General features: G+C 70.9%; 21 protein-coding genes. 5 read left to right on the top strand and 16 right to left on the bottom strand.

Annotated elements, in window-relative coordinates; all coding sequences use genetic code 11:
- The 4 genes from FFS15_RS05255 to mfd all read right to left on the bottom strand — a co-directional run bounded on the left by FFS15_RS05255 (nt 1) and on the right by mfd (nt 6,307).
- The gene (locus tag FFS15_RS05255) at nt 1-702 is read right to left on the bottom strand and encodes a response regulator transcription factor (protein ID WP_137843946.1); all 702 of its coding nucleotides are present in this window, start codon (nt 700-702) and stop codon (nt 1-3) included.
- Nucleotides 699-1,853 carry a histidine kinase gene (locus FFS15_RS05250; RefSeq protein ID WP_137843945.1) on the bottom strand — a complete coding sequence of 385 codons (1,155 nt, stop codon included), beginning with the start codon at nt 1,851-1,853 and terminating at the stop codon, nt 699-701. The genes FFS15_RS05255 and FFS15_RS05250 overlap by 4 nt, the downstream gene beginning before the upstream one ends.
- A 5-nt stretch (nt 1,854-1,858) precedes the next feature.
- A complete protein-coding gene (locus FFS15_RS05245) occupies nt 1,859-2,587 on the bottom strand; it encodes a DUF2306 domain-containing protein (RefSeq protein WP_137843944.1) in 729 nt (242 codons plus the stop codon).
- Between the two features lie 96 nt (nt 2,588-2,683).
- Entirely contained in the window at nt 2,684-6,307 is a 3,624-nt protein-coding gene (mfd, locus tag FFS15_RS05240; protein ID WP_171013087.1) for a transcription-repair coupling factor, read from the bottom strand.
- 100 nt (nt 6,308-6,407) lie between these two features.
- On the opposite strand from mfd, the gene FFS15_RS05235 reads away from it, so the two are divergent.
- Nucleotides 6,408-7,058: a hypothetical protein gene (locus FFS15_RS05235; protein WP_249353728.1), complete on the top strand. Its 651-nt coding sequence runs from the start codon at nt 6,408-6,410 to the stop codon at nt 7,056-7,058.
- A 173-nt stretch (nt 7,059-7,231) separates the two neighbouring features.
- Here the strand turns inward: FFS15_RS05235 and pth are convergent, their stop codons facing one another.
- The 3 genes from pth to FFS15_RS05220 all read right to left on the bottom strand — a co-directional run bounded on the left by pth (nt 7,232) and on the right by FFS15_RS05220 (nt 9,408).
- Nucleotides 7,232-7,819 (bottom strand): aminoacyl-tRNA hydrolase, encoded by a 588-nt coding sequence (gene pth, locus FFS15_RS05230; RefSeq protein WP_137843943.1) that lies wholly within the window; start codon nt 7,817-7,819, stop codon nt 7,232-7,234.
- Between the two features lie 78 nt (nt 7,820-7,897).
- The gene (locus tag FFS15_RS05225; RefSeq protein WP_137843942.1) at nt 7,898-8,530 is read right to left on the bottom strand and encodes a 50S ribosomal protein L25/general stress protein Ctc; all 633 of its coding nucleotides are present in this window, start codon (nt 8,528-8,530) and stop codon (nt 7,898-7,900) included.
- A 362-nt stretch (nt 8,531-8,892) separates the two neighbouring features.
- A complete protein-coding gene (locus FFS15_RS05220) occupies nt 8,893-9,408 on the bottom strand; it encodes a gluconokinase (protein ID WP_137843941.1) in 516 nt (171 codons plus the stop codon).
- Nucleotides 9,409-9,535: 127 nt separating this feature from the next.
- Here FFS15_RS05220 and gndA point away from each other — a divergent pair, with 127 nt between their 5' ends.
- Complete coding sequence (gene gndA / locus FFS15_RS05215) at nt 9,536-10,984, top strand: NADP-dependent phosphogluconate dehydrogenase (RefSeq protein WP_137843940.1); 1,449 nt, start codon at nt 9,536-9,538, stop codon at nt 10,982-10,984.
- A 67-nt stretch (nt 10,985-11,051) separates the two neighbouring features.
- Here the strand turns inward: gndA and FFS15_RS05210 are convergent, their stop codons facing one another.
- Together FFS15_RS05210 and FFS15_RS05205 are read right to left on the bottom strand one after the other, a co-directional pair.
- A complete protein-coding gene (locus tag FFS15_RS05210) occupies nt 11,052-12,374 on the bottom strand; it encodes an FAD-binding oxidoreductase (protein ID WP_249353725.1) in 1,323 nt (440 codons plus the stop codon).
- A gap of 56 nt (nt 12,375-12,430) precedes the next feature.
- Nucleotides 12,431-13,441: a magnesium and cobalt transport protein CorA gene (locus tag FFS15_RS05205; protein ID WP_137843938.1), complete on the bottom strand. Its 1,011-nt coding sequence runs from the start codon at nt 13,439-13,441 to the stop codon at nt 12,431-12,433.
- Between the two features lie 41 nt (nt 13,442-13,482).
- On the opposite strand from FFS15_RS05205, the gene FFS15_RS05200 reads away from it, so the two are divergent.
- Nucleotides 13,483-14,478 (top strand): NAD-dependent epimerase/dehydratase family protein, encoded by a 996-nt coding sequence (locus FFS15_RS05200; protein ID WP_137843937.1) that lies wholly within the window; start codon nt 13,483-13,485, stop codon nt 14,476-14,478.
- Nucleotides 14,479-14,480: 2 nt separating this feature from the next.
- On the opposite strand, the gene FFS15_RS05195 is transcribed toward FFS15_RS05200, so the two are convergent.
- Both FFS15_RS05195 and FFS15_RS05190 read right to left on the bottom strand, forming a co-directional pair.
- Nucleotides 14,481-15,221: an ABC transporter ATP-binding protein gene (locus FFS15_RS05195; protein WP_137843936.1), complete on the bottom strand. Its 741-nt coding sequence runs from the start codon at nt 15,219-15,221 to the stop codon at nt 14,481-14,483.
- Nucleotides 15,222-15,288: 67 nt separating this feature from the next.
- A complete protein-coding gene (locus FFS15_RS05190) occupies nt 15,289-16,737 on the bottom strand; it encodes an ABC transporter permease (RefSeq protein ID WP_137843935.1) in 1,449 nt (482 codons plus the stop codon).
- Nucleotides 16,738-16,908: 171 nt separating this feature from the next.
- Between FFS15_RS05190 and FFS15_RS05185 the strand changes: the two genes are divergently transcribed.
- On the top strand, nt 16,909-17,637 hold the full coding sequence (locus FFS15_RS05185) for a response regulator transcription factor (RefSeq protein ID WP_137843934.1): 729 nt from the start codon (nt 16,909-16,911) through the stop codon (nt 17,635-17,637).
- Entirely contained in the window at nt 17,634-19,178 is a 1,545-nt protein-coding gene (locus tag FFS15_RS05180) for an ATP-binding protein (RefSeq protein ID WP_349290450.1), read from the top strand. Before FFS15_RS05185 ends, FFS15_RS05180 begins: the two co-directional genes overlap by 4 nt.
- A 26-nt stretch (nt 19,179-19,204) precedes the next feature.
- Here FFS15_RS05180 and FFS15_RS05175 read toward each other — a convergent pair whose 3' ends face one another.
- The 5 genes from FFS15_RS05175 to glmU form a co-directional block, all read right to left on the bottom strand.
- Nucleotides 19,205-20,767, bottom strand: coding sequence for a flavodoxin reductase (locus FFS15_RS05175; RefSeq protein WP_137843933.1), 1,563 nt, complete (start codon nt 20,765-20,767; stop codon nt 19,205-19,207).
- A 28-nt stretch (nt 20,768-20,795) separates the two neighbouring features.
- Nucleotides 20,796-21,692 carry an FAD:protein FMN transferase gene (locus tag FFS15_RS05170; protein ID WP_137843932.1) on the bottom strand — a complete coding sequence of 299 codons (897 nt, stop codon included), beginning with the start codon at nt 21,690-21,692 and terminating at the stop codon, nt 20,796-20,798.
- A 4-nt stretch (nt 21,693-21,696) separates the two neighbouring features.
- Nucleotides 21,697-22,167, bottom strand: a complete 471-nt coding sequence (locus tag FFS15_RS05165; RefSeq protein ID WP_137843931.1) for an FMN-binding protein — start codon at nt 22,165-22,167, stop codon at nt 21,697-21,699.
- 88 nt (nt 22,168-22,255) lie between these two features.
- Nucleotides 22,256-23,290, bottom strand: coding sequence for a ribose-phosphate diphosphokinase (locus tag FFS15_RS05160; protein WP_137843930.1), 1,035 nt, complete (start codon nt 23,288-23,290; stop codon nt 22,256-22,258).
- Nucleotides 23,265-24,731, bottom strand: coding sequence for a bifunctional UDP-N-acetylglucosamine diphosphorylase/glucosamine-1-phosphate N-acetyltransferase GlmU (gene glmU / locus FFS15_RS05155; protein WP_137843929.1), 1,467 nt, complete (start codon nt 24,729-24,731; stop codon nt 23,265-23,267). The genes FFS15_RS05160 and glmU overlap by 26 nt, the downstream gene beginning before the upstream one ends.

Genomic DNA, 24,731 nt, shown 5'->3' with positions numbered 1-24,731 from the left:
CTACCCCGCGGTGCGGTTCGGGGTCGCCGCCCTGCCCGTCTGGGTCGCCCAGATCGCCAGCTCCACGCGGTTGCGCGCGCCGATCTTGGCCATGATGCTCGCGAGGTGTGTCTTCACCGTGCTCAGCGAGAGGTGCAGTTCGCGCGCGATCTCACTGTTGCCGAGCCCGCGGGCGATGCCGGCGAGCACATCCTCCTCGCGAGGGGTGAGTGGCGTGGAGGGAGGCTTCGCAGCGTCCCGACCGCTCGCGGTGCCCGCGAACGCGGCGATGAGCCGCAGCGTCACGTTCGGGTCGATCAGCGCATCGCCGCGTGACGCCGCCAGCACCGCCTCACGCAGCAGCACGGGCCCGGCGTTCTTCATCAGGAACCCGCGCGCGCCCGCGCGAAGGGCAGCGTAGACGTACTCGTCGAGGTCGAAGGTGGTGATCACGACGACCGGGATGGGATCCTCGACACCGGGGCCGGCGAGCTCGCGGGTCGCCTGCAATCCGTCTACGCCCGGCATCCGGATGTCGAAGAGACACACATCGGGACGCAGCGCCCGTGCCAGGGTGATGCCCTCCGCGCCGTCGGCGGCTTCGCCGATCACCTCGATGCCCTCCTGGGCGCCGAGGATCGTCCGGAGTCCTGTTCGAACGAGCTCCTGATCGTCGGCGATCAGCACCCGTACGGGGGTCGCGGCGTCTTGCGTGCCGGTCATGTCGTCCCCGCTTTCGGAAGGGTCGCTGCGACGACCCAACCGTCGTCGACGTGCGGCCCGACCTCGCAGATGCCGCCGACGAGACGCGCCCGCTCGAGCATGCCCGCTATGCCGTAGCCGCCGTAGCCGCCGCCTCGTGACGAGCCGCCCGGCGCCACATGCCCGTCGTCGCGCACCTCCAGCCGCACCGCAGCAGCATCGACGGCCGCGGTCACGTCGACCCGCGTCGCGCCGTGAGCATGGCGACGGGTGTTGGTGAGCGCCTCCTGCGCGATGCGGTAGGCGACGAGCCCGACCGCCGGCGGCACCGCCGCGGGATCCCCCTGCATGTCGAAGCGCGCGGTGATGCCTGTCGGCGTGTCGTTCATCGCGTCGACGAGCTGCGCGATGTCGGCGATTCCCGCCACAGGCGCGCGCCGCGCGTCGTCGTCGTGCCGGAGCACGCGCACCATCGCGCGCAGGTCGTCGAGGGCGCGACCGGCCTCGGCCTCGATGGTGCGCAGTGCCGTGATCGCGGCCTCCGGATCGGCGGCGGCGACCGCACGGCCGGCCTGCGCCTGGATCGCGATCGCCGACACGTGGTGCGCGACCGTGTCGTGCAGGTCTCGCGCAAGCTCTTCGCGCTCGCGGAGGCGCAGGCTCTCGAGCTGACGCTCCCGAGCCGATGCGCGGAGGCGGAACGCGATGCCGAGTGCCGACGTCGTGATCATCACGGCGAGCCCGCCGATCACGTCGGCGAGGGCAGTCGGCCCGGCGATCAGCGACCACGCGGTGCTCGCCAGCGTCACCGCCGCACCGAGGACGAGCGCCCGCCCGCTCCCCCATCGCATCACCGCGTACACCAGGATGAGGAAATACGCCGACGTGAACGACTGAGTCGTCGCGCCGTTGATGAGCACGCCGCATGCCGCGAGTCCGAACGCGATGCACAGCATCGCCAGCGGTCTCGTGCGCCGCCAGAGGAGCGTCACCGACCCGCCCGCGAGCAGCGCCGCCATGAGCCACCGGTGCGGAAGCTCAGGCCGCAGCGCGGCCTCGAACACGGCGAGCGCGGGTACGACACCCACGAGCACCCAGTCCCGCCAGACCCGCCGCGGCGGCAACGGGGTCGCTGCGGGCAAGCACCACAGCGCGCGGACCGGGTCGAGCATACGGCTCATGATAGGCGGGCGGCTCCTGCCGGAGCGTGCTCCGCGGCGGTGCGGACTGGCCCCGTCGTTCGAGTGCGGCGCCGGCGGATGACGACCTCGGCCACCGCCAGGTTGATCGCCCACCCCGCCCCCATCAGCACCGTGTACACCGCGGCGCTCGGCTCGCCGACGAGGACCACCCACGGCAGGACCGTGAGCACCTGCGTACCCGCGCCGAGTCCGATCGCGTACGCACGCGTCATCCACGCGCTATGGGTGCGCACGTCGCCGCGCAGGATCGACACGACCGCGTAGACGATGCCGAACGCCATCACGGAGCCGAGCACCAGCCGCATCAGCATGAGCGAGAGGTCGCTGTGGGCGGGGAGGTCGTAGAACACGGCCATCCACATGCCGGATGCCGCGGAGGCGAGCCCCGCGGGCGCGAGTACGCGTCCGGCACGACGGTGCCACCGACGTCGTCGCAGGGAAGGCGCGAACTGCAGGGCGCCGACCAAGAGGTAGAGCGTCGAGGCGACGATGTGGATGACGACCGGAACCGGCGCCTCGAAGAAGCGGGAGTTCGATGCGGTGACCTCGGCTCCGCCGGCGAGCTCGGCGAGCCGGGCAGAACCCGCTGTCATCGGTATCAGGGTCAGAGCGATCAGGCCGGCGGGAGCGAGCCACTCGGGGCGCGAGCGGCGCGAAGGCGTGCTCGAGGGCGAGCGGGTGAGGGTGCGGGTCGCATGGGTCATGACCCCGATGCTCGCGCCCATGCCGCCCGTGACACATCGGCCGACAGGCCCGACCTCATCGGCCGATCGGCCGATGCCTGGGGCCGACGACGGGTGTCACGCCTCTGCGGTGTCCGTCTTCGGCGCGGGCCACAGCTGATCGAGCAGCTGCCCGACCCACGCGATCAGGTCGGCATCCGCCACCGCAGCGCCACCCGCCGTCGGCAGCGGCACCACGAGGGCATCGCCGCCCGCGAGCAGCTTCGCCTTCGGGTACAGGCGCTGCAGGCGCACCCGCATCGAGTCGGGGAGGTGAGCGGGCGCGATGCGCAGGTTCGGGCCCATCGCGACGACGTCGGTGAGACCGGTCTGCGCGGCACGGCGGCGCAGCCGCGCGACGGCGAGCAGGCCGTCGACGTCGGCCGGCGGCTCGCCGTAGCGGTCACGGAGTTCGTCCACGACGAGGTCGAGCGCGTCGTCCTTCGCGGTGACGGATGCCGCGGCCGACAGCTTCTGATAGGCCTCGAGGCGCAGGCGCTCGCTGTCGATGTACGACTCGGGGATGCGCGCCTGAACCGGCAGCTCGAGGCGCAGCTCGGCGGGTCCTTCGACCTCGTCGCCGCGGAACGCGGAGACCGCCTCGCCGATCATGCGCAGGTACAGGTCGAACCCGACGCCGGCGATGTGACCGGCCTGTTCGGCGCCGAGCATGTTGCCGGCGCCGCGGATCTCGAGGTCTTTGAGGGCGACCTGCATACCGCTGCCGAGATCGTTGTTGACCGCGATGGTCTCCAGGCGATCGGCGGCGGTCTCCGACAGCGGCTTCTGCTCGTCGTAGAGGAAGTAGGCGTACGCGCGCTCGCGCGCACGACCCACGCGACCGCGCAGCTGGTGGAGCTGCGACAGCCCGTACTTGTCGGCCCGGTCGATGATGATCGTGTTGGCGTTGGAGATGTCGAGACCGGTCTCGACGATCGTCGTGCACACGAGCACATCTGCTCGACGCTCCCAGAAGGCGTCGACCACCTCTTCGAGGGCGTGCTCCCCCATCTGGCCGTGGGCCACCGCGATGCGCGCCTCGGGCACGAGCTCGGCGAGCTCGGCGGCGACCCGCTGGATCGACTGCACGCGGTTGTGCACGAAGAAGATCTGCCCCTCGCGCAGGAGCTCCCGACGGATCGCCGCGGCGATCTGCTTGTCGTTGCGCGCGCCGACGTACGTGAGGATCGGATGCCGGTCCTCGGGCGGCGTCTGCAGCGTCGACATCTCGCGGATTCCGGTGACGGCCATCTCGAGCGTGCGCGGGATGGGCGTCGCGCTCATCGCGAGGATGTCGACGTTGGTCTTCATCTTCTTGAGCGTGTCCTTGTGCTCCACACCGAAGCGCTGCTCCTCGTCGATGATCATGAGCCCCAGGTCCTTGAAGATGACCTTCTCGGTGAGGATGCGGTGCGTGCCGATGACCATGTCGACCGTGCCGTCGGTGAGGCCCGCGAGCGTGTCGCGAGCCTCCTTGTCGCTCTGGAACCGTGAAAGGGCCTTGACCTTGACGGGGAACCCTGCGAATCGCTCGGTGAAGGTCTCGAGGTGCTGCTTGACCAGCAGCGTCGTCGGCACCAGCATCGCGACCTGCTTGCCGTCCTGGATCGCCTTGAACGCGGCGCGGACGGCGACCTCGGTCTTGCCGAAGCCGACGTCGCCCGACAGCAGCCGGTCCATCGGGATCGGCTTCTCCATGTCGGCCTTGATCTCGTCGATCGTCTGCAGCTGATCGGGCGTCTCGGCGAACGGGAACGCCTCTTCGAGCTCACGCTGCCAGGGGGTATCGGGTCCGAACGCATAGCCCTTCGCCGACATGCGCGCGGAGTAGAGCTTGACGAGCTCGACGGCGATGTCGCGCACCGCGCGGCGCGCCTTCCCCTTGGCCTGCGCCCAGTCGCTGCCGCCCATCTTCGACAGCGACGGCGCCTCGCCGCCGACGTAGCGCGAGAGCAGGTCGAGCTGATCGGTGGGGACGAACAGCTTGTCGCCCGGATACCCGCGCTTGGACGGCGCATATTCGAGCACGAGGTACTCGCGGATGCTCTTGACGGCGTTCCGCCCCCCGCTGGAGACCTCGCGCTGGGTGAGCTCGACGAACTTGCCGATGCCGTGCGTGATGTGCACGACGTAGTCGCCCGCCTTCAGCTGCAGCGGGTCGACGACGTTGCGACGCCGCGAGGCCAGCTTCTTCACGACCCGCTGGTCGCCGCCGATCGTGCGGCCGTAGAACTCCGCCTCGGTGATCACGGCGAGCTGCGCATCGTCGACCTGGAACCCGCGCTCCAGGCTCGACAGGACGATGTGAGCGACACCCGGTTCGGGTGCTTCCGGCAGGGAATCCACGCGGCGCGCGGCGATTCCGCGCTCGGCGAGGACGTCGCGCGCCCGCTCGACGAGGCCCGTTCCGGATGCCGTCACGACGACCCGCCAGCCGGCGGCGAGGAGTTCGCCGACGTGCGCGGTCGCGCCGTCGACGTTCCCTTGGAACGAGGGCACCCCGGTGCCCGGCACGCGCACGACCGCCGCAGCCTCGAGCGCCGCATCGATGTCGAAGCCGTCGCCTGGTGCCCCTGCGAGCGCCGCCGCGGCATCCGCCTCGCCCGAATCGAAAACGCTCAGCGTCCACCACACGCCACCGCGATCGTGCGCGGCCTCGCGCAGACGCGGGAGCGACACGAAGTCGCCCGCCCCGAGATCGACAGGGGTCTCGGCGCCCGCTGTGGCGGCATTCCACGCCGCGTCGAGGAACTCACGGTTCGTCTCGCCGAGCGTGAGGGCGCGCGTGACCGAGCGCTCGGGTTCGACGAGGGCGAGAGCCGTACCCTCGGGCAGGTAGTCGACGACGGTGACGAGGCGATCGACGAGGACGGGCAGGAGCGACTCCATGCCTTCGGCGGGGATCCCCTCGGCCATCTTCTCGAGCATTCCCCGCAGGCCCGGGAACTCGTCGCGCAGCTCGGCGGCGCGCTGTCGGACCGCCGCGGTCAGCAGCAGCTCGCGGCTGGCGACGAGGGTGACGGCGGCGACCTCGCCCGGGAGCGACCGCTGATCTGCGACCGAGAACGCGCGGATCTGGTCGACCTCGTCGCCGAAGAACTCGACGCGGAACGGGTGCGGTGCCGTCGGCGGGAACACGTCGAGGATGCCGCCGCGCACCGCGAACTCGCCGCGGCGCGAGACCATGTCGACGCGGTGGTAGGCGAGTTCGACGAGCCGGGCGGTGACCTCGCTGAGGTCGTGGCCGCGTGCGCCGACGGCCAGGTCGACCGGTGCGACGTCGGTGAGTCCGGCCGCGAGCGGCTGGATCGCGCCGCGCACCGAGGCCGTCATGACGAGGGGCGTCTCGCCGTCCCACCGCGCGACGCGCCCGAGCGCCGTGAGCCGGTTGCCGACGATCTCGGGGCTGGGGCTGAGCCGCTCGTGCGGGAGGGTCTCCCACGCCGGGAAGTGGAACACCTCGGCGTCGGGAACGAGCGCCGCGATCGCGGGCCCGAGCGACTCGGCGCGGCGACCGGTCGGGGCGACCACGAGCACGACGGGCGGACGGCCGCTTGCGCGGCGGCGCTCGATGAGCGCGGCGATGAGCGGGGCGTCCAGGCCCTCCACGAGGGAGAAGTCGGCGTCGACGGATGCTGCTGCCGCAGCATCCCGGAACGACTCTGCCTGTTCGAGGGCGCGCAGGATCCCGGGAACTGTCACCGCACGAGTCTACGGCGCGGGTGCGACACCAGCGCCCGCGCCCGTGATCCCGGGGGCGGGGTGAACGGGCGAACCGGGCCCGACTCCTAGGATGAGTCCCGTGAGCGATCCCGCCGCCCCGAACTCCGCCGCGCCTGTGCCCGTGCCCGTGCCTGCCGACCAGGCATCCGCTGCGCCACCCTCGTGGGCGGCCCCAGGTGCTCCCGCGTTCGGCGCCCCCGTCGGCCCGTCACCGGCCGGCGCGGCAGTGCGCTCCCCCGTGTACGCGCCGCCGGTCGGGTACCCGGCTCCCGGCGGATCGCACGGCGGGTCCTACGGCGCGGGGGCACCGGGGACGTACGGCGCCGTCACCCCACCGGCATCCACCGGCAATCGACTCGGCGTCGTCGCACTGCTGCTGAGCCTCGTCGCGACTCTCGGCGCGCCGGTCGTCGCTGCGCTGGCAGCCTTCCGCATCGGCCTCGGCGCCGGACGCGAGATCGCCCTGAATCCCGTCGACATCTCCCTCGACTGGTCGGTCCTCACCCCGGTGCGCGACTGGGTGCTGCTCGCCGAGGCGGCGTTCTGGGTCGGCACCGTACTCGGCATCTGGGCGATCGTGCAGGGCATCGCAGCGATCGTGCAGCGACGGGGCCGCGGCGCCGGCGCTGCGGCCGTCATCATCGCGGTGCTCGGTCCGATCGTCTTCGCGGTCGCTGTGCAGATCGCCCTGGCTTCGGGCGGCCTGGCGGGCTCGGGCCTCGGCGGCTGAGCCCTCGGGGTCTCCTTCTCGCCCAACCCCGCGCCTCCTCCGAGCGCACGACCTTCCGTCGAACGCACGGGTCTCCGGCGCTGCAAGGTCGTGCACTCGGCGACAAGTCGTGCGCTCGGCTGCGGGGAAGCCGACGCCGAAGCGCGGCGCCTGCCGAGGCGATGGCGCCGCTGCTACGAGAGGCGCGGCGCGTGGTGCTTCTGCTGCGCGGCGAGGAGGCCCTCCTCGACGAGCTGCTCGACCGCGTCCGCGGCGTCGCCGACGAGGATCGGCAGATTCTTCCGCTCGGTCGCGCCGAACGGGTCGAGAACCCAGTCCGCGGCATCCTGACGCCCGATGGGCCGGCCGATGCCCACGCGCACCCGAGGGAAGTCAGGGGTGCCGAGCGCCTTCGCGACGTCGCGGACGCCGTTGTGGCCGCCGTGCCCGCCGCCGGTCTTGAGCTTGATGGTGTCGAAGGGGATGTCGAGCTCGTCGTGGACGACGACGACCCGCTCGGGATCCACGCCGTAGAACTGCGCGAGCCCGGCGACCGGGCCGCCCGAGACGTTCATGAACGAATTGGGCTTGGCGAGGATGAGCTTCGCTGCCCCCGGGCGCAGCCACGTCTCGACGACGCGGGCGTTCGCCTTGTGGGCGCGGAAGCCCTCGCCGCGGCGCGCCGCGAGTTCGTCGACGACCATCTGGCCGACGTTGTGACGGGTCGACTCGTATCGCGGTCCTGGATTGCCGAGTCCGACGATCAGCCACGCCTCTGACATGTGCGCTGCCCTTCCGACGGCGAAGCCCGTCCCCACTCAGTATCGGGGACGGGCTTCGACGATTGCTCTGCGGAGTGCTTACTCGGCGGCGGCCTCGGAGGCCTCCGACTGCTCGGCGGCGACCTCGGCGTCGGCCTCGGCGATCTCGTCCTCGGCGGCGAGCGCAGCCGACGGGACCGAGATGGCGACGACGAGCGTCTCGGGGTCGACCGCGAGCGACGCGCCCGTGGGCAGCGTCAGGTCGGCGACGGTGATGTGGGTGCCCTCTTCAAGACCCTCGACGTCGACCTCGATGCGCTCGGGGATGTGGGTGGCCTCGACCTCGAGGAGGACGGTGTTGGCGTCCTGCGCCGCGATCGTGCCGGCGGCCGGCTCGCCCACGAGCGTGATCGGAACGTCGACCTGGATCTTCTCGCCCTTCTTCACGACGAGGAGGTCGATGTGCTCGATGATCTGGTGCACCGGGTCCTTCTGCACGTCCTTGACGAGCGTGAGCTGGTGCGTGCCGTTGACGTCGAGCTCGAGCACGACGTTCGCGCGACGGATGAGCAGCGCGACCTGGTGGCCCGGGAGGGCGACGTGGACGGGCGCCGTGCCGTGGCCGTAGATGACGGCGGGGATCTTGCCGGCGGCGCGCAGGCGGCGGGCGTAGCCCTTGCCGAAGTTCTCGCGGACCTCGGCGTGGACCTTGGTGTCGGTCTCAGTCGACATGATTCTCCTTGCGGGCGCTGTGGCCCGTTCTGATCGCGGGCCTGCGCGGATGGCGGGCCCAGGTATATGGGGTTGTCTCGACTCGAACGCGAACGCGTGAGGAAAGCCGTGGGCCTGCTTCACCGCGTCGATCACGGATGCTGCCGCCCGCCATGCCGGTGGGCGCGAGGCATCCCTCGCCGAAGTTCAAGCCCCGAGTCTACCAGCGGCCCCGCTACGATGAGGACGCACCTGAATTCGCCCACGGAGGACCCGATGGAATACGGCACCTTGTCTCACGCCCTGCTCTGGTTGATCGGGGCGATGGCTGCGGTCGGCGCCGTCGGCACCGTGCTGGCCTTCTGGTCGCTCGGGCGCCAGGCCTATAAGGACTGACGCGCTTCCAGCGCCGCGACCACGGTCGCGACGACCTCCGCGACCGGCCGGTCGTTCAGCACCGCCACCCCCGGTTCGTCGGCACCGAGGTGCTCGAGAGTCTGCAGCTGCGAGGCCAGCAGCGCCGGCGGCATGAAATGCTCGCGCGACGCCATGCGGCGGGCGAGCTCCTCCGGCAGCACCCTCAGCTCCACGAACACCGTGTCCGGCGCGCCCGCCCGGATGCGGTCGCGGTAGCGGCGTGCGAGCGCCGAGCAGGCGATCACCGCCCCCGCCGGCGAAGGGGCGAGAGCGGCCGCGACAAGGTCGAGCCACGGCATCCGATCCGCATCGTCGAGCGGCGTCCCCGCCGCCATCTTGGCCACGTTCGCCGCCGGATGCAGGTCGTCGGCGTCGGCGAAGGGCAGCCCGAGTCGCTCGGCGAGAAGTGCGCCGACCGCGGACTTGCCCGAGCCGCTCGGTCCCATCACGACGATGCGAGCGGGCGCGGGCGGGGATGACACGGGCGTCACGCTACCGGATCGCCCGCCTCACAACCGGACACCGGACGCCGTGAGCATCACGCTGTGCGGACGTAACACGGACGGGGCAGACTCTAGGCTGGAGAGCGATCGACGACAGGAGTCTTGAGTGACCGAGGCAGCAGCGAACATCGGAGTAGTGGGCCTTGCGGTGATGGGGTCGAACCTCGCCCGCAACCTCGCCAGCCGCGAGGGGAACACGGTGGCGATCTACAACCGCAGCCGTTCCAAGACCGACGAGCTGGTGGCGGACCACCCCGAGGCCGGTTTCGCGCCCGCGTTCTCGTACGAGGAGTTCGCCGCGACCCTGCAGAAGCCCCGCACCGCGATCATCATGGTCAAGGCCGGCGGCCCGACGGATGCCGTCATCGATTCGCTCGTCGAGGTCTTCGAGCCCGGCGACATCATCGTCGACGGCGGCAATGCGCTCTTCACCGACACGATCCGCCGCGAGAAGGCCGTGCGCGAGACCGGGATCAACTTCGTCGGCGCCGGCATCTCAGGCGGCGAGGAGGGAGCCCTCCTCGGCCCCTCGATCATGCCCGGCGGCTCGGACGAGTCGTGGGTGACCCTCGGTCCCATCCTGAAGTCCATCGCCGCGATCGCCGAGGGCGAGCCGTGCGTCACGCACGTCGGCCACGACGGCGCCGGCCACTTCGTGAAGATGGTGCACAACGGCATCGAGTACGCCGACATGCAGCTCATCGCCGAGGCCTACGACCTGATCCGCCGCGGCACCGGCAAGAGCCCCGCCGAGATCGCCGACGTCTTCGCCGAGTGGAACCGCGGCGAGCTCGAGTCGTACCTGATCGAGATCACCGCCGAGGTGCTCCGCCAGGTCGACGCCGAAACCGGCAAGCCGCTCGTCGACGTCATCCTCGACCAGGCCGGCGCCAAGGGCACCGGCGCCTGGACCGTGCAGACCGCACTGAACCTGGGCGTGCCCGTATCGGGCATCGCCGAAGCCGTCTTCGCGCGGTCGCTGTCGAGCCACCCTGAACAGCGCGCCGTGTCGGGCGGCCTTCCCGGCCCGGCAGACGCACTCGAAGTCACCGACACCGATGCCTTCATCGAGGACGTGCGCCTCGCCCTGTACGCGTCGAAGATCGTGGCGTACTCGCAGGGCTTCGACGAGATCCGCGCCGGCGCCGCCGAGTACGACTGGAAGATCGACCTCGGCGCGGTGTCGAAGATCTGGCGCGGCGGCTGCATCATCCGCGCCCAGTTCCTGAACCGCATCGCCGAGGCCTACGACGAGACCCCCGACCTGCCGGTGCTGCTCACCGCACCGTATTTCGCCGGAGCCTTCGCCTCGGCGCAGGGCGCGTGGCGCCGGATCGTCGCGCACGCGACGACCACCGGCATCCCCGCTCCCGCCTTCTCATCGTCGCTGGCCTACTACGACGGCCTGCGGGCAGAGCGCCTTCCCGCAGCCCTCGTCCAGGGGCAGCGCGACTTCTTCGGCGCGCACACCTACAAGCGCGTCGACAAGCCCGGCACGTTCCACACCCTGTGGTCGGGCGATCGCACCGAGATCGAGGCCGAAGACACCCACTGACGCCCCGGTACTGAGCCGACCAGACGCCCTCCCCGCTTCGGCGGGGAGGGCGTCTGCGCGTGCGGGCTCAGGCCGGCGCGACGTTGTGATTGCGGCAGAAGACGTTCGCGGGGTCCCACGCGCGCTTGATCACGGCGAGGCGCGCAAGCGTGTCGGGTGCGTACATGCGCGACACCCAACTCGGATCCGTCGACGTGGTGAAGTTGCCGTAGACGCCGGCGCCGAGCACCTCGATCGCCTCCCAGTCGGCGGTGATCGCCGCACGACGGGCATCGTCGACGAGTCCGGGGATGTCGAAGGCACCCGCCATCGCGAACCACGTGGCATGCCGTGCCGGGAACGCGGTCTGCTCCTGGGGAACATCGGCGTACGCGCCGCCGAGGGACCGCAGGAACATCACCGACATCTCGTTCGCCTGACGGAACCGCACGAGCGCATCGATCGCGGCGTCGGAGAGGTCGGGCACCAGCGTGTTGCCGCCGATGAAGCCGGGCATCGGCGCCTCGGGGTCGGCGGCGGGCATCTCCAGGAGCACGTCGGGGTAGCTGCGCACGCCGAACTCGACCTCGGTGACGCCCGCCACCGCCAGCAGCGGTGCGAGGGCCACCCGTGCCGCCGCTTCGTCGGCGCCTGCCCAGATGGCCTCGATCGCCGCGCCCGGCGGTGCACTCGGATCCATCGGGGGCACATCCATGAACGTCACGGTGAGCTCTCGCGGGGCATCGCCCATCATGTCCCGCAGCGCCCGCAGTGCCGGGCGTGGGTCGTCCGGCACGCCGAACGTCGCGGCGACCACGCCCGGGAGCGCGTGCGCGCGGAAATCGAATCGCGTGACGACGGCGAAGTTGCCCCCGCCGCCACGCAGCGCCCACAGCAGGTCGGGGTGCGAGGCGTCGGTCACCTCGAGCACTTCGCCGCGAACGGTGACCACCTGAGCGCCGACCAGCTGATCGGCCGCGAGTCCCCACGCGCGCACCATCCAGCCGATTCCCCCGCCGAGGGTGAGTCCGCCGACGCCGACGGACGCGGTGTCGCCGGAGCTGATCCCGAGATCGTGCGTCGCCAGCTCGCGGGCCACGTCGCCCCAGACCGCCCCGCCGCCGATCCGCACGAGCGTGCCGTCGACCGTGATGCCGTTCATCGCCGACAGATCGATCGTGAGCCCGCCCGGAACCGCGCCCCAATCACTGTGCCCGCCGCCGCGGATCATCACGTCGAGCCGCTCGGCGACGGCGTAGCGGAGGGCCGCACGCACATCGTCGACGGATGCCGCGCGGATCACGACAGTCGGCACGCCGATGCCGGAATGGAACCGCCGCGCGGCATCCCACTCCGCGTCGCCGGGCCGGACGACCTTTCCGGTCGCGAAATCGCTCAAGAGATCAGTCACCCGCGTCACGGTAACGGGCACCCCCGACATGCCGCTAGTCCCACGCTCGACCCGATCTACAGCCAGCCCTTCCGTTTGAAGATGATGTAGAGCGTCAGCGACGTCGCCGCCATCAGCCCGAGGGCCATCGGATACCCGAGCGCCCAGTGGAGCTCCGGCATATGGTCGAAGTTCATGCCGTAGATCGTGCCCACGAGAGTCGGCGCGAACAGGATCGCCGCCCAGCCGGAGACCTTCTTGACCTGCTCGTTCTGCTGCAGGCCGAACTCCGCCATGCGCCGCATCGCCTCGTTGTTCTCCTGGTCGACCATCGTCGCGTGAACGGTGAGGGCGCTGTCGAGGGTGGGGCGGAAGGCATCCACCTTCTCGACGATGCGGCGCGCGTGGTCGTCGACATCGCGGATCGCCGGGGCCTCTGTGGCACCGGAGGACTCCAGCACGATCTTCTGCAGCCGGTCGAACATGTCGACCAGCGGTGTCGTGGCGTGCTGCAGGTCGATCACTTCGCGCTGCAGCCCGAAGATGCGCTTCGAGACGGCCGGATCGCCGGAGAACAGCTCGTCCTCGATCTCGTCGATGTCGTTCTCGACGCCGGCGACGACCGGCAGGTACTGGTCGACGACGTCGTCGCACACGGCCCACACCACCGCGAACGGACCGTGCGCGAGCACGTCGGGTCGCGCCTCGAGCCGATGCCGCACCGTGGCGAGGTCGGGGTTCTCGGCGTGACGGACGGTGATGACGTAGTCGGGCCCGACGAACAGATGCACCTCGCCGAACTCCACCGTCTCGGTCTCGTCGAGGTAGCGGGCGGGCTGAAGCACGATGAACGTCATGTCGCCGTAGCGCTCGAGCTTCGCCCGCTGGTGCCCCTTGAGGGCGTCCTCGGCCGCGAGCGGGTGGATGCCGAGCAGCGTCGCCAATTCGTCCATCTCATCGACTCCGGGCCGGTACAGCCCGATCCATGCCATTCCGCCGCGGGCTCGGGCATCCGCGAGCGCCTCGGCGGCCGTGCCGCTGGAGACCCGCCGACCATCGACGTACACGGCAGCATCCACGAGCGTCATGGGGCCACCCTAGGCGAGCGATGCCCCACTAGTGTCGAGGCGTGACGACGAAGCGAGTGCTCTACATCGGCGGTACCGGAACGATCAGCGCGGCGTGCGTGCGCCGCAGCGTCGAGGCGGGCGACGACGTCACCGTGCTCAACCGGGGCTCTGCCCGGCGGCCGCTTCCCGACGGGGTGCGCGAGATCGTCGCGGACGTGCGCGACGCCGTGGCCGTGAGAGAGGCGACACGGGATGCCGAATACGACGCCGTCGCGGAGTTCCTCGCGTTCACTCCCGAGCACGTGCAGCAGGACGTCGATCTCTTCCAGGGCAGGACCGGGCAGTACGTCTTCATCAGCTCGGCCTCGGCCTACGAGAAGCCGCCGCGGAGCCTCCCGGTGACCGAGTCGACGCCGCTGCGCAACCCCTTCTGGCAGTACTCGCGCGACAAGATCGCGTGCGAGGACCTCCTGGTCTCGGCCCACCGCGAGCGCGGCCTGCCGATCACGATCATCCGTCCGTCGCACACCTACGACGAGCGCATGATCCCCACGATCGGCGGCTGGACCGACATCGCGCGCATGCGCGCCGGAAAGCCGGTCGTCATCCACGGCGACGGCACGAGCCTGTGGACGCTCACCCACGCCGACGACTTCGCCGTCGCGTTCACGGGACTGCTCGCGAACCCGGCCGCGGTCGGCGACGCCTTCACGATCACGGGCTCGCACGCGCCGACCTGGAACCGCATCTACGGGTGGCTCGCCGATGCCGCCGGTGTCGCCGAGCCCGACTTCGTCCACGTCGCCTCCGACACCATCGCGGCGTTCGCACCGGAGCTCGGCCCCACCCTCATCGGCGACAAGGCGCACTCGGTCACCTTCGACACCGCGAAGGTGACCGCGCTCGTGCCCGAGTTCCGCACCACGATCACCTTCGACGAGGGCGCGCGCCGCATCCTCGCGCACTACGACGCCCACCCCGATGCGCAGCGCATCGACGAAGGCCGCGATGCGCTGTTCGATCGCATCGCGGCCTTCGCACGGTCGGCGGGCTGAGCTCAGCGCGTGATGTCGCGCACCACGCCCCGCTCGAGGCGCAGCCGCCGCCGTGCGCGCTTGGCCACCGCCGAGTCGTGGGTCACGACGATCAGCGTGAGGCCCTCGGCGCACAGCGCCTCGAGCACCGCAAGGATCTCGTCGCGCATGCTCTCGTCGAGGTTGCCGGTCGGTTCGTCGGCCAGCAGTACGCGCGGGCGCTTCACGATCGCCCGCGCGATCGCCACCCGCTGCTGCTGACCGCCCGACAGCTCGCCGGGCTTGTGGTCGGCGCGGTCGGCGAGGCCGACGTGGGCGAGCGCCTCGGCGACGCGCTCCGCCCGCTCGACCTTCGCGAGGCCGAGCGGCTCGAGGGCCATGTCGACGTTCTCAGCGGCGGTCAGCGTCGGGATCAGGTTGAAGCCCTGGAACACGAACCCGATCTCGCGGGCGCGCGCCCGGCCGAGCTCGGCATCGGAGGCCCCCGCGAGGTCGGTGCCGGCGAGCACCACCGAGCCCGAGGTCGGGCGATCGAGCGCGCCGAGAAGCTGCAGCAGCGTCGACTTGCCGCCGCCGGTCGGGCCCTGGATCGTGACGAAGTCGCCCGCCGCGATGTCGAGGTCGACGCCGGCGAGGGCCTTCACGACCCGATCCTTCTGCCGGTAGGTGCGGGTGACGCCGGTGAGCCGGTAGAGCGCGGAGGACTCTGAGGGCGCGGCATCCGTCGCGCCACTCGCATCCGCGGCCTGGTCGATCATGGTCATGGTGTTCTCTCCTGTCGAGCCTGTCGTGTGGTGGGAATGCGGCACTGTCACATCGGTCATCTCTGCCTCACCCCACCGATCGAAGGGCCTCGGCAGGGCTCAGTCGCGCGGCGCGCCATCCGCCGAACGCACCGGCGACGAGGCCGCCGAGCACGGCGAGTCCGATGGCGGCGAGGACCACCCACGGCGTGAGCGGCGCGCTGAGGATGATGTCGGTCGATCCCTGAGTCATCACGGCATCGCCGAACGCGCCCCCGGGACCCATGCCGCCAGGACCGCCGGTGACCGCCTCGGCGGCGGGCGCGGCCGAGATGGTCGGCGAGACGAGGTTGATGACGGCGATGCTCGCGAGCCCGATCACCAGGCCCGCAGCGCCGCCGATGAGGCCCTGCACGACGGACTCCCCCGCGACCTGACCGACGACCCGGCGGTTCGACCAGCCGATGGCCTTGAGCGTGCCGAACTCCCGTGTGCGGCGCGAGACGCCCGAGATCGTGAAGAGCACCGCCAGCACGAGGGCGACGCCGAGCGCGAGGACCGACAGCCACGTGCCGAGGCTCGTGATGAGCGACGACGCGCTTGCGAGCGACCCCGACACCGTCGAGGCGAGGTCGGACTGCGAGCTGACGGTGGCGTCCGGGAGCTCCTCCTGGATCGCCGTCTGCACCGCGGCGATGGTGTCGGACGACTCCGCCTGCACGTACACGGTGGAGATGACGGCGCCTGCGCCGGAGAGCGCCTGGGCGACATCCAGCGGGATGTAGACGTTCGCGGCGGTGTCGGCCGCGCTCGAGGCGGACGCGACGATGCCGACCACCTCGAACTCCTCGCCGCCGATCTCGATCTGATCGCCGACGGCTGCTTCGGCCGTCGTCGCGTAGGTCGCGTCGAGCACGACGACGTTCTGGCCGGCGTCGGCGTCGTCGAGGGCGCGGCCGTCGCTCACCGTGACGGCCGAGAGCGGCCCGACGGACGCCGCTGCGGAATCCACGCCGAGCACGGTGAACGAGTCGACGCCGAACGAGCCGCCGCCGAAGCCGCCCCCGCCGCCCTCCGGCGGTGCGCCCTGCTCCGCGGCGCCGTCGGCGGGGCGCTCGGGCAGCTCGCCCGAGAAGGTCATGTTCGAAAGACTCAGTGCACCCGATGCCGCGGCCACCCCGTCGACCGACTCGACGGTCGCGAGTGCCTCGGCCTCGAGCGTCCCGCGCATGAAGTCGGTGACCAGACGCGACTGGCTGAGCTCGGTCGTTCCGTCGTCGGCGGTCTCACCGCCGTCTTCGCCGAACTCGAACATCTGCCCGCGGCCCTCGCCGGGCTCGGCCATGGCGCCGGTGACGGTGAGATCGGTGCCGACGCCGTACACCGACGCGAGCGCTTGCGCCTGCGCATCGCGCACGCCCGCGGCGAGCGCATTGACGACCATCACGAGGGCGATCGCGATCGCGAGCCCCGACGCGACGATGATCGTCTGCTTCTTGCGGCCGGAGAGCTCCCGCCGCAGATACGTTCCGTACATGAGTCTCCTCCCGGCGGGCTCGGTGCCGGCCGTCGCTGTGACGCTAGGGACGGCGTCGATGCGGCACGCCAGCGCCGGCTATGAGGACGTTATGTGTGGGACCGCGACACTCACAGCGGCCGCATAGGCGGCTCCATAGGAAGCGCATAGATTCATCGCCACAATGGAGTCATGACGAGCCCCACCCCTGCCCTCACCCGTCCCGACGGATCGCCGCTGCGCGTGCTCGTCGTCGACGACGAGCAGATGCTCACCGACCTGCTGTCGATGGCGCTGCGGATGGAGGGATGGGAGGTGCGAGCCGCGGGCTCCGGCTTCGAAGCCCTGCAGGCTGCACGGGAGTTCGCCCCCGACGCGATGGTGCTCGACGTCATGATGCCCGACCTCGACGGCATGGCGGTGCTGCAGCGCCTGCGCCAGTCGGGCGACGACGTGCCCGTGCTGTTCCTCACCGCGAAGGATGCCGTCAGCGACCGTGTCGCCGGCCTCACCGCGGGCGGCGACGACTACGTCACCAAGCCTTTCAGTCTCGAAGAGGTCGTCGCGCGGCTCCGAGGCCTCATGCGCCGCGCGGGCACCGCTCACGCGTCGGGTGCCGAGCCGATCCTGCGGGTCGCCGATCTCACGCTCAACGAGGACAGCCATGAAGTCGAGCGATCGGGCGAGCAGATCGAGCTGACGGCGACCGAGTTCGAGCTGCTGCGCTACCTCATGCGCAACCAGCGCCGCGTGGTGTCGAAGGCGCAGATCCTCGATCGCGTCTGGAACTACGACTTCGGCGGCCGCTCCAGCGTCGTCGAGCTGTACATCTCGTACCTCCGCAAGAAGATCGATGCCGGCCGCGAGCCCCTCATCCACACCGTCCGCGGAGTCGGGTACATGATCAAGGCGCCCCAGTGACGACGGCGGCGGCTCACACGCCCGACACATCGACGGATGCCGAGACCCCGGCCTCGGCATCCGCTCGACACCCCTGGACCCTGCAGCGCAGGCTCATCGTCACCGTCGTCGCGATCACGTCGCTCATCATGGTGCTCGTCGCCGTCACGACCAGCGCGCTGCTGGGAACCGTGCTCGAAGACCGCCTCACCGATCAGCTGAAGAACGTGTCGGAGCGCACCGCCGCGATGGCCCGGCCGCTCATCGCCACAGGGCTCAGCGCCGAAGAGATCCTCACCGAGCAGCCCCAGCCCGCCGGCACCCTGCTGGCCGTCGAGTCGCCCCCGGAGGCCCCGACAGCCGCGGTGACCGAGGCCGACGGCACGGTCACGGCGCTCAACGACGATCAGATCACCCAGCTGGCCGCCGGCCTCCAGCAGGAGGGTCCGCTCGTCGTTTCGATCGACGATGTCGGCACCTACCGTGTGCAGGGCATCACCTCGGGACCGTCGATCATCGTGGTGGGCCTCTCGCGCGACGAGGTCGCCCAGACGATCGGACGGATGCTGACCACCATCGGCCTGCTGACCCTCGGCGGTCTGATCCTGCTCGCCGCGGCGTCCGCGTGGACGATCCGTGCGGGGCTCGCGCCGCTGCGTGCCGTCGCCGACACCGCGGAGCGCGTGTCGCGGCTGCCGCTCGACCACGGCGACGTGTCGATCCCCGAGCGCGTCCCCGATCGCGAGGCGGATCCCCGCACTGAGATCGGCCGCGTCGGCGCGGCGCTGAACACGCTGCTCGACCACGTCGGATCGTCGCTGTCGGCACGCCAGCGCAACGAGGAGCGGATGCGGCGGTTCGTCGCCGACGCGAGTCATGAGCTGCGCACGCCCCTCGCTTCGATCCGCGGCTACTCCGAACTGTCGCTGCGCGCCCTCGGCACGAGCCACCGCCCCGAGACCATCGACACGGCCGAATCGTCGCTCGAGCGCATCCAGGCGCAGTCCCTGCGCATGACGACGCTGGTCGAGGATCTGCTGCTGCTCGCCCGGCTCGACGAGGGGCAGGAGCTCGTCTACGGCGCCGTCGACCTGTCACGCCTCGCGATCGAGGCGGTGGGCGACGCGCGGCCGGCCGGTCCGGACCACGTCTGGCAGATCGACGTCGGGGAAGAGCCCGTCGTGCTCGCCGGAGACGCGGGGCGCCTGCATCAGGTCGCGGCGAACCTGCTCGCGAACGCGCGCACCCACACGCCCGCCGGCACGACGGTCACCGTGAGCGTGGCGACCGAGAACGGCGACGCGATCCTGCGCGTGCACGACGACGGCCCGGGCGTGGACCCGGGCGTCGCCGACGAGATCTTCGAGCGCTTCTCGCGCGCCGACCGTTCGCGCGCGCGCCAGACCGGAGGGACCGGGCTCGGCCTGTCGATAGCCCAGGCGATCGTGGAGACGCACGGCGGCACGATCTCGGTGCAGAGCACGCCCGGCGACACGACGTTCGAGGTGCGGCTGCCGCTGCGCTCGACGGCTCCGGTCGGCGACGAAAGGGCTGCTCAGTAGCCGCTCAGTAGCCGCTCAGTAGCCGCTCAGTAGCCGCTGAAGGCGTCCGTCGTGATCGAGCGCGCGCGCTCGAGCGCCGGCGCGAGATCGGCGATGAGACCCGCAGGACCCGAGATGTACGCGTGCCGCGCCGCGATGTCGGGGACGACGCGCAGCAGCCCGTCGGCATCCAGGCGCACGCCCTGCGCCCAGAGCCAGTGGCGCGGAAGATCGGCGGGCCGGTCGCGTGTGAAGACGATGACGGAGACCCCGGACTCCTCGAGCTCCGCGCGATACGCGAGCTCGGAGGCGTCCGAGGCGACGTAGACGAGGACGACGTCGCGATCTTCGCCGGCGAGCCGCGCGTGACGCAGCTGCGACACGAACGGCGTCACCCCGATGCCGGCGGCAACCATGAGGATCGGCGCCCCGGGACGCTTGGGCAGCACGAAGTCGCCCCAGACCCCCGTGATCGCGAGCTCGTCGCCGGCCGAAACCTCGGCGAGCGCCTTCTTGTACGACGACTGCGGCTTCGCGCTCGTCCCCTCCTTGAAGGCGACGCGAACCAGCGGCAGGTCTTCGGGAGCAGACGCGATGCTGAACTCGCGCCGCGTGCCGCGCGCGTCGGCGTGGCGGTGGGGAACTTCGAGTTCGAGGTACTGCCCGGGCGTGAACGCGAGCCGATCGTGCACGCGGAAGGTGAGCTCGCGCACCGTCGGGGTCGCGTCCGCGCGCCCGTCGAGGGTGAGCCGGACGGCCGTGCGCAGCGCGAAGGCGAACGCGACGAGGTTGCCGATGAGGAGCGCGCGCTCCTGGCCGAGGGTGATCTCGCCGATGGGGATGGGCCAGCCGGCGAGCACACCGACGACGGCGGCGACCGTGAACTGCTGCCAGCGACGCGGTGGCAGCGTGAGGGGCTCGGACAGCATGAAGGCGCCGAGGAAGAGGAAGGGGGACGACCAGAGGATCGGCCAGAAGATCTGCGCGGCATCCACCTCGAGCCCCGCTGCCTGATACTGCGCCGATGTGCGCAGCACCGCCACCGCGACGGCGATGACGAGGAAGACCGCGACCACGCGCACCTTCTCGGTGCGGAGTACCACCGCAAGACCGAGCACGATCACGGGGCCGGCGAGCGCGGGGGTCCCCACCCACCACGCCGACGCGCCGAGCGCGGGAACCGCGATGCTCACGAGCGACAGCACCGTCGCGCCGACGGCCGCCGGGTTGAAGATATGCCGGCCGCGCCACGCGAGCAGGTACTTCGACAGCGATGCGACGGCGGCCGCGAGCGCGATGCCGCCGAGGGCGGCGAAATCGAGGGTGGGGCGCAGGACGAACAGCAGGATGTGCGCCGTGATGAGCGACGATTCCAGGCGCCATGGCAGGTGCAGCACGCGCTGGGCCGCGGCATCCACCGCGACGCACACGCCGCCGAGCACCGCGAGCGTCACGACGAGTTCGAGCCACGTCGGCGCGACCTGGTCGACGAGAGACAGCGCGATCGCGATGACCGCGAGCGCGGCGAGCGCGAGGTAGACGAGGCGATACATCGACACGCGGCCGAGCACGGCGAAGACGCGGTTCCACGCGGAGGTCAACGAGCCCATGTCACACCCCGGCGAGAAGGCGAATCAGTCATCGTCCCACGCTAGCCGTTCGCGTGAACAGCTCGGCGCGGCATCCGTGCGACCACTCCACGCTCCCGTCGGTGAACATCCGCACCCACGACACGCCCCACGCGTGCGCGATCGCCGGTCCGCCGTCGAAGAACAGCGCCGTGGCGATCGCATCCGCGTGCATGGCGGTGTCCGCGACCGCCCACGTAGCCGCCATCGTCTGCACCGGAGCGCCGGTGCGGGCATCGAGGACGTGGTGGAGGCCATCTCCCCAGGCACGGCGATTCGTCGCCGAGGCGCAGAGCGCGGCATCCGTCACCTCCCACACCCCGATCGCCCGTCGCGTGTCGAACGGATGCTCCAGCCCGATGCGCTGCGCGGCACCGCGCACGACCAGATCGCCGCCCGCGTCCACGACGAAGGTCGTGATCGCGGCACGTGAGAGGATGCCGGCGACGATGTCGACGAGACGCCCCTTGCCGAGCGCCCCGACGTCGAGGAGGAGCGGCTCGGTCACCGCGAGGGTGCCGCCGTCCCACGTCACGAGGTCGCGCCAACCTGCCGGAGCGGGCTCGGGATCGCGCGCCGTGAAGGAGTACGTCGCGTCGTAGCCGAGGGCCTCGAGCGAGCGGGCGACGAGCGGGTTGACGGCGCCGGCCGTCGCCGCATCGAGCGCTGCGTACGCCTCGAGCATGTCGTGCGCATCGCGCGGCGCCCCGATGCCACCGCCCTCGCGCGCGAGGTGCGAGACGCCGGAGTCGTCGCGGAAGCGCGACCACTCCCGGTCGAACGCGTCGATCGCCGCCGTGACCTCGAGTCGCACGCGGGGCTCGAGGGCTGCGGGCGTCTCGATCTGCCACGTCGTGCCGATCGCGTCGAACCGCCAGACGCCGGCTGCGGGCGTATCCCCCGACATGGGTCTACGCCGCCGCGTCGGCCTTGATCGTCTCGATCGCGTCGTTGAAGCCGCCGCTCGTGAGCGACGACCCCGCGACCCGGCTCACGTTCAGCGTGTCGATGTCTTCGCCCACCACAACGTCGGCGATGCCGCCGATGAACTCGCCCTGGTACTGCTCCGACTCGGGGCGCTGGGGTTCGCCGGTCACCTCGACGGCGGTGACGATGTCGTCTTCGAGGGTGACGGTCACCGAGATCGTCTCGACCGTCTCGGGGGTCGGGTACGAGCCCTCGGCGGTGTAGGTGCCGTCGACGTACGACGCGGTGCCGGTGTCGCCGGTGTCGCCCGTGTCACTGGACCCGCTGTCGGTGGCGGCGTCATCGGTCGACCCCGTCGCCGCGGGCGAGCAGCCGGCGAGGAGAGCGATGCCGGCCACCGCCGTGAAGGCGGCACCAGCGCGAAGCGGGCGGGAAGCGAGTGCGGTGCGGATCATGTCGGTCCTCCAGGCTCGGTGGTGCGGTGAACGCATCCTGACGACTCCGCCTATGAGGAGCCTTGGAACGCCGTATGGCTGGGTGAAGCTACGCCGCGCCGTCGAACATGCTGGTGACCGAGCCGTCCTCGAACACCTCGTGGATCGCGCGGGCGAGGAGCGGCGCGATCGGCAGCACCGTGAGCGTCGGGAAGCGCTTGGAATCGGGGATCGGAACCGTGTCGGTCACGACGACCTCGTCGATCGCCGCACTCTGGAGGCGCTCGGTGGCGGGATCGCTGAAGATCGCGTGGGTGGCCGCGACGATGACCTTGACGGCGCCGTTGGCCTTGAGCGCCTCGGCGGCCTTCACGATCGTGCCGCCGGTGTCGATCATGTCGTCGACCAGGAGGCACACGCGACCGCTCACGTCGCCGACGATCTCGTTCACGGTGACCTGGTTCGCGACGTTCGGGTCACGGCGCTTGTGGATGATCGCCAGCGGCGCGCCCAGGCTGTCGGACCACGTGTCGGCGACGCGCACGCGGCCGGTGTCGGGAGAGACGACCGTGAGCGCGGCGCGGTCGGCGGCACTCAGGGTCTTCTCGAAGTACTCGAGCAGCACAGGCTTCGCGAAGAGGTGGTCGACAGGCCCGTCGAAGAACCCCTGGATCTGCGCGGCGTGCAGATCGACGCTCATGATGCGGTCGGCACCGGCGGTCTTCATGAGGTCGGAGACCAGTCGCGCGCTGATCGGCTCGCGACCGCGGCCCTTCTTGTCCTGCCGCGAGTACGGGTAGTACGGCGCGACGACGGTGATGCGCTTCGCGGACGCGCGCTTGGCGGCATCCAGCATGATGAGGGTCTCCATGAGCCACTCGTTCACGGGCGGCCCGAAGCTCTGGATCAGGAAGAAGTCGCAACCACGGATCGACACCTCGAATCGGGTGAGGATCTCGCCCGACGCGAACGTGCGGTACTCCGTCGGGACGAGCTCGGTGCCGAGATCTGCCGCCACGTCGATCGCCAGCTGCGGGTGGGACGACCCGCGCGCGACGACCAGTCGCTTCTTCGTCTTCGCGACGAGTCCGGGGGCAATATCGTGCTCCCGGTCGAGATCAACGACCTTCTTCTTGCGAGCCATCGTCCGCCTTCTGTGCGGACCGAGCCTTGGCCGCGACATCTGCCGCACCGGTTCCCGGTCTGTTGTTCTCGACCCACCCCTCGACGTTGCGCTGAGGGGCCACGCTCAGGGCCAGTGCGCCGGCGGGGACATCCTTGCGGATGACCGCCCCGGCCCCGGTCTTCGCGCCGTCTCCGATCCTAACGGGCGCGACGAAGACGTTGTGCGAGCCGGTGTGCACCTCGTCGCCGATCTCGGTGCGGTGCTTGGCGATGTCGTCGTAGTTCGCCGTGATCGCGCCGGCACCCAGATTCACCCCGGTGCCGATCGTCGTGTCGCCGATGTACGAGAGGTGCGGCACCTTGCTGCGCTCGCCGATCGTCGAGTTCTTGGTCTCGACGAAGGTGCCGATCTTGCCCTTGTCACCGAGGTACGTCCCCGGACGCAGGTAGGCGAAGGGACCCACGGTGGCACCCGCGCCGATGACGGCGAGTGTCGCATCGGTGCGCGTGACGGTGGCGTTCTCCCCCACCTCGCAGTCGACGAGGCTCGTGTCGGGGCCGACGATGGCGCCGGTGGCGATCGCAGTCGCGCGCAGGATGTGCGTGTTCGGAAGAACGGTCACATCGGGGGCGAGCGTCGCCGTCACGTCGATCCACGTCGTCGCGGGGTCGAGGATCGTGGCGCCTTCGAGCTGCCAACGGCGCACCGTGCGGGCGTTGAGCAGACGGCCGGCCTCCGACAGCTGGACGCGGTCGTTGACGCCCAGCGCCGCCCCGGCATCCGTCGCCGTCGAGACCGCGACCGTCAGTCGCGAGTCGCGCAGCAGCGCCACGACGTCGGTGAGGTACTTCTCACCCTGCGCGTTGGCGGTGCCGACCAGCGACAGGTGGGCGCGCAGGTCGGGCGCGCGGAAGACGTAGACGCCCGCGTTGATCTCGGTGACGGCCGCCTCGGCCTCGGTCGCATCCTTCTGCTCGACGATGCGCGCGACGGCGCCGTCGGCGTCGCGGATCACGCGGCCGTAGCCGGTCGCGTCGTCGACCACGGCGCTGAGGACGGTCGCGGCGGCGGCCGCGTCGCGATGGGCCTGGATCAGGATGCCGAGGCTCTCGGCCTCGAGGAGGGGCACGTCGCCGCTGAGGACCAGCACGTCGCCGGCGAAGTCCGCGAGTGCCTCCAGGGCGACCTCGACGGCGCGCCCCGTGCCCGGGATCTCGTCCTGGTCGACGACGAGGACGCCGGGAGCGGCACCGGTGACGGCATCGGCGACGAGGTCGCGCTCGTGGCGCACCACGACGACGACCTGCTCGGGACCGAGCGCGAGCGCCGTATCGAGCACGTGCCCCACGAGCGGGCGACCGCCGATGCGGTGGAGCACCTTCGGCAGCGACGACTTCATGCGGGTGCCCTGCCCCGCGGCGAGGACGATCACGGCGAGGGGTGCGTTGGTATTCGTCAT

It is taken from the genome of Microbacterium sp. 2FI (genome assembly GCF_005502885.1).
GTDB lineage: Bacteria > Actinomycetota > Actinomycetes > Actinomycetales > Microbacteriaceae > Microbacterium.
Note: the sequence above shows the minus strand (reverse complement) of the source record. Positions and strands in the feature narration are given on the sequence as shown.

What these genes read in the sequence shown, in the direction of transcription:
- FFS15_RS05225 (WP_137843942.1), bottom strand. Translation starts at nt 8,530, where the DNA reads ATGTCGACTGAGACCGACACCAAGGTCCACGCCGAGGTCCGCGAGAAC.
- FFS15_RS05190 (WP_137843935.1), bottom strand. Translation starts at nt 16,737, where the DNA reads ATGTACGGAACGTATCTGCGGCGGGAGCTCTCCGGCCGCAAGAAGCAG.
- FFS15_RS05255 (WP_137843946.1), bottom strand. Translation starts at nt 702, where the DNA reads ATGACCGGCACGCAAGACGCCGCGACCCCCGTACGGGTGCTGATCGCC.
- FFS15_RS05170 (WP_137843932.1), bottom strand. Translation starts at nt 21,692, where the DNA reads ATGTCGGGGGATACGCCCGCAGCCGGCGTCTGGCGGTTCGACGCGATC.
- FFS15_RS05185 (WP_137843934.1), top strand. Translation starts at nt 16,909, where the DNA reads ATGACGAGCCCCACCCCTGCCCTCACCCGTCCCGACGGATCGCCGCTG.
- glmU (WP_137843929.1), bottom strand. Translation starts at nt 24,731, where the DNA reads ATGACGAATACCAACGCACCCCTCGCCGTGATCGTCCTCGCCGCGGGG.
- FFS15_RS05160 (WP_137843930.1), bottom strand. Translation starts at nt 23,290, where the DNA reads ATGGCTCGCAAGAAGAAGGTCGTTGATCTCGACCGGGAGCACGATATT.
- FFS15_RS05205 (WP_137843938.1), bottom strand. Translation starts at nt 13,441, where the DNA reads ATGACGCTCGTGGATGCTGCCGTGTACGTCGATGGTCGGCGGGTCTCC.
- FFS15_RS05165 (WP_137843931.1), bottom strand. Translation starts at nt 22,167, where the DNA reads ATGATCCGCACCGCACTCGCTTCCCGCCCGCTTCGCGCTGGTGCCGCC.
- pth (WP_137843943.1), bottom strand. Translation starts at nt 7,819, where the DNA reads ATGTCAGAGGCGTGGCTGATCGTCGGACTCGGCAATCCAGGACCGCGA.
- FFS15_RS05195 (WP_137843936.1), bottom strand. Translation starts at nt 15,221, where the DNA reads ATGACCATGATCGACCAGGCCGCGGATGCGAGTGGCGCGACGGATGCC.
- FFS15_RS05245 (WP_137843944.1), bottom strand. Translation starts at nt 2,587, where the DNA reads ATGACCCATGCGACCCGCACCCTCACCCGCTCGCCCTCGAGCACGCCT.
- FFS15_RS05250 (WP_137843945.1), bottom strand. Translation starts at nt 1,853, where the DNA reads ATGCTCGACCCGGTCCGCGCGCTGTGGTGCTTGCCCGCAGCGACCCCG.
- FFS15_RS05175 (WP_137843933.1), bottom strand. Translation starts at nt 20,767, where the DNA reads ATGGGCTCGTTGACCTCCGCGTGGAACCGCGTCTTCGCCGTGCTCGGC.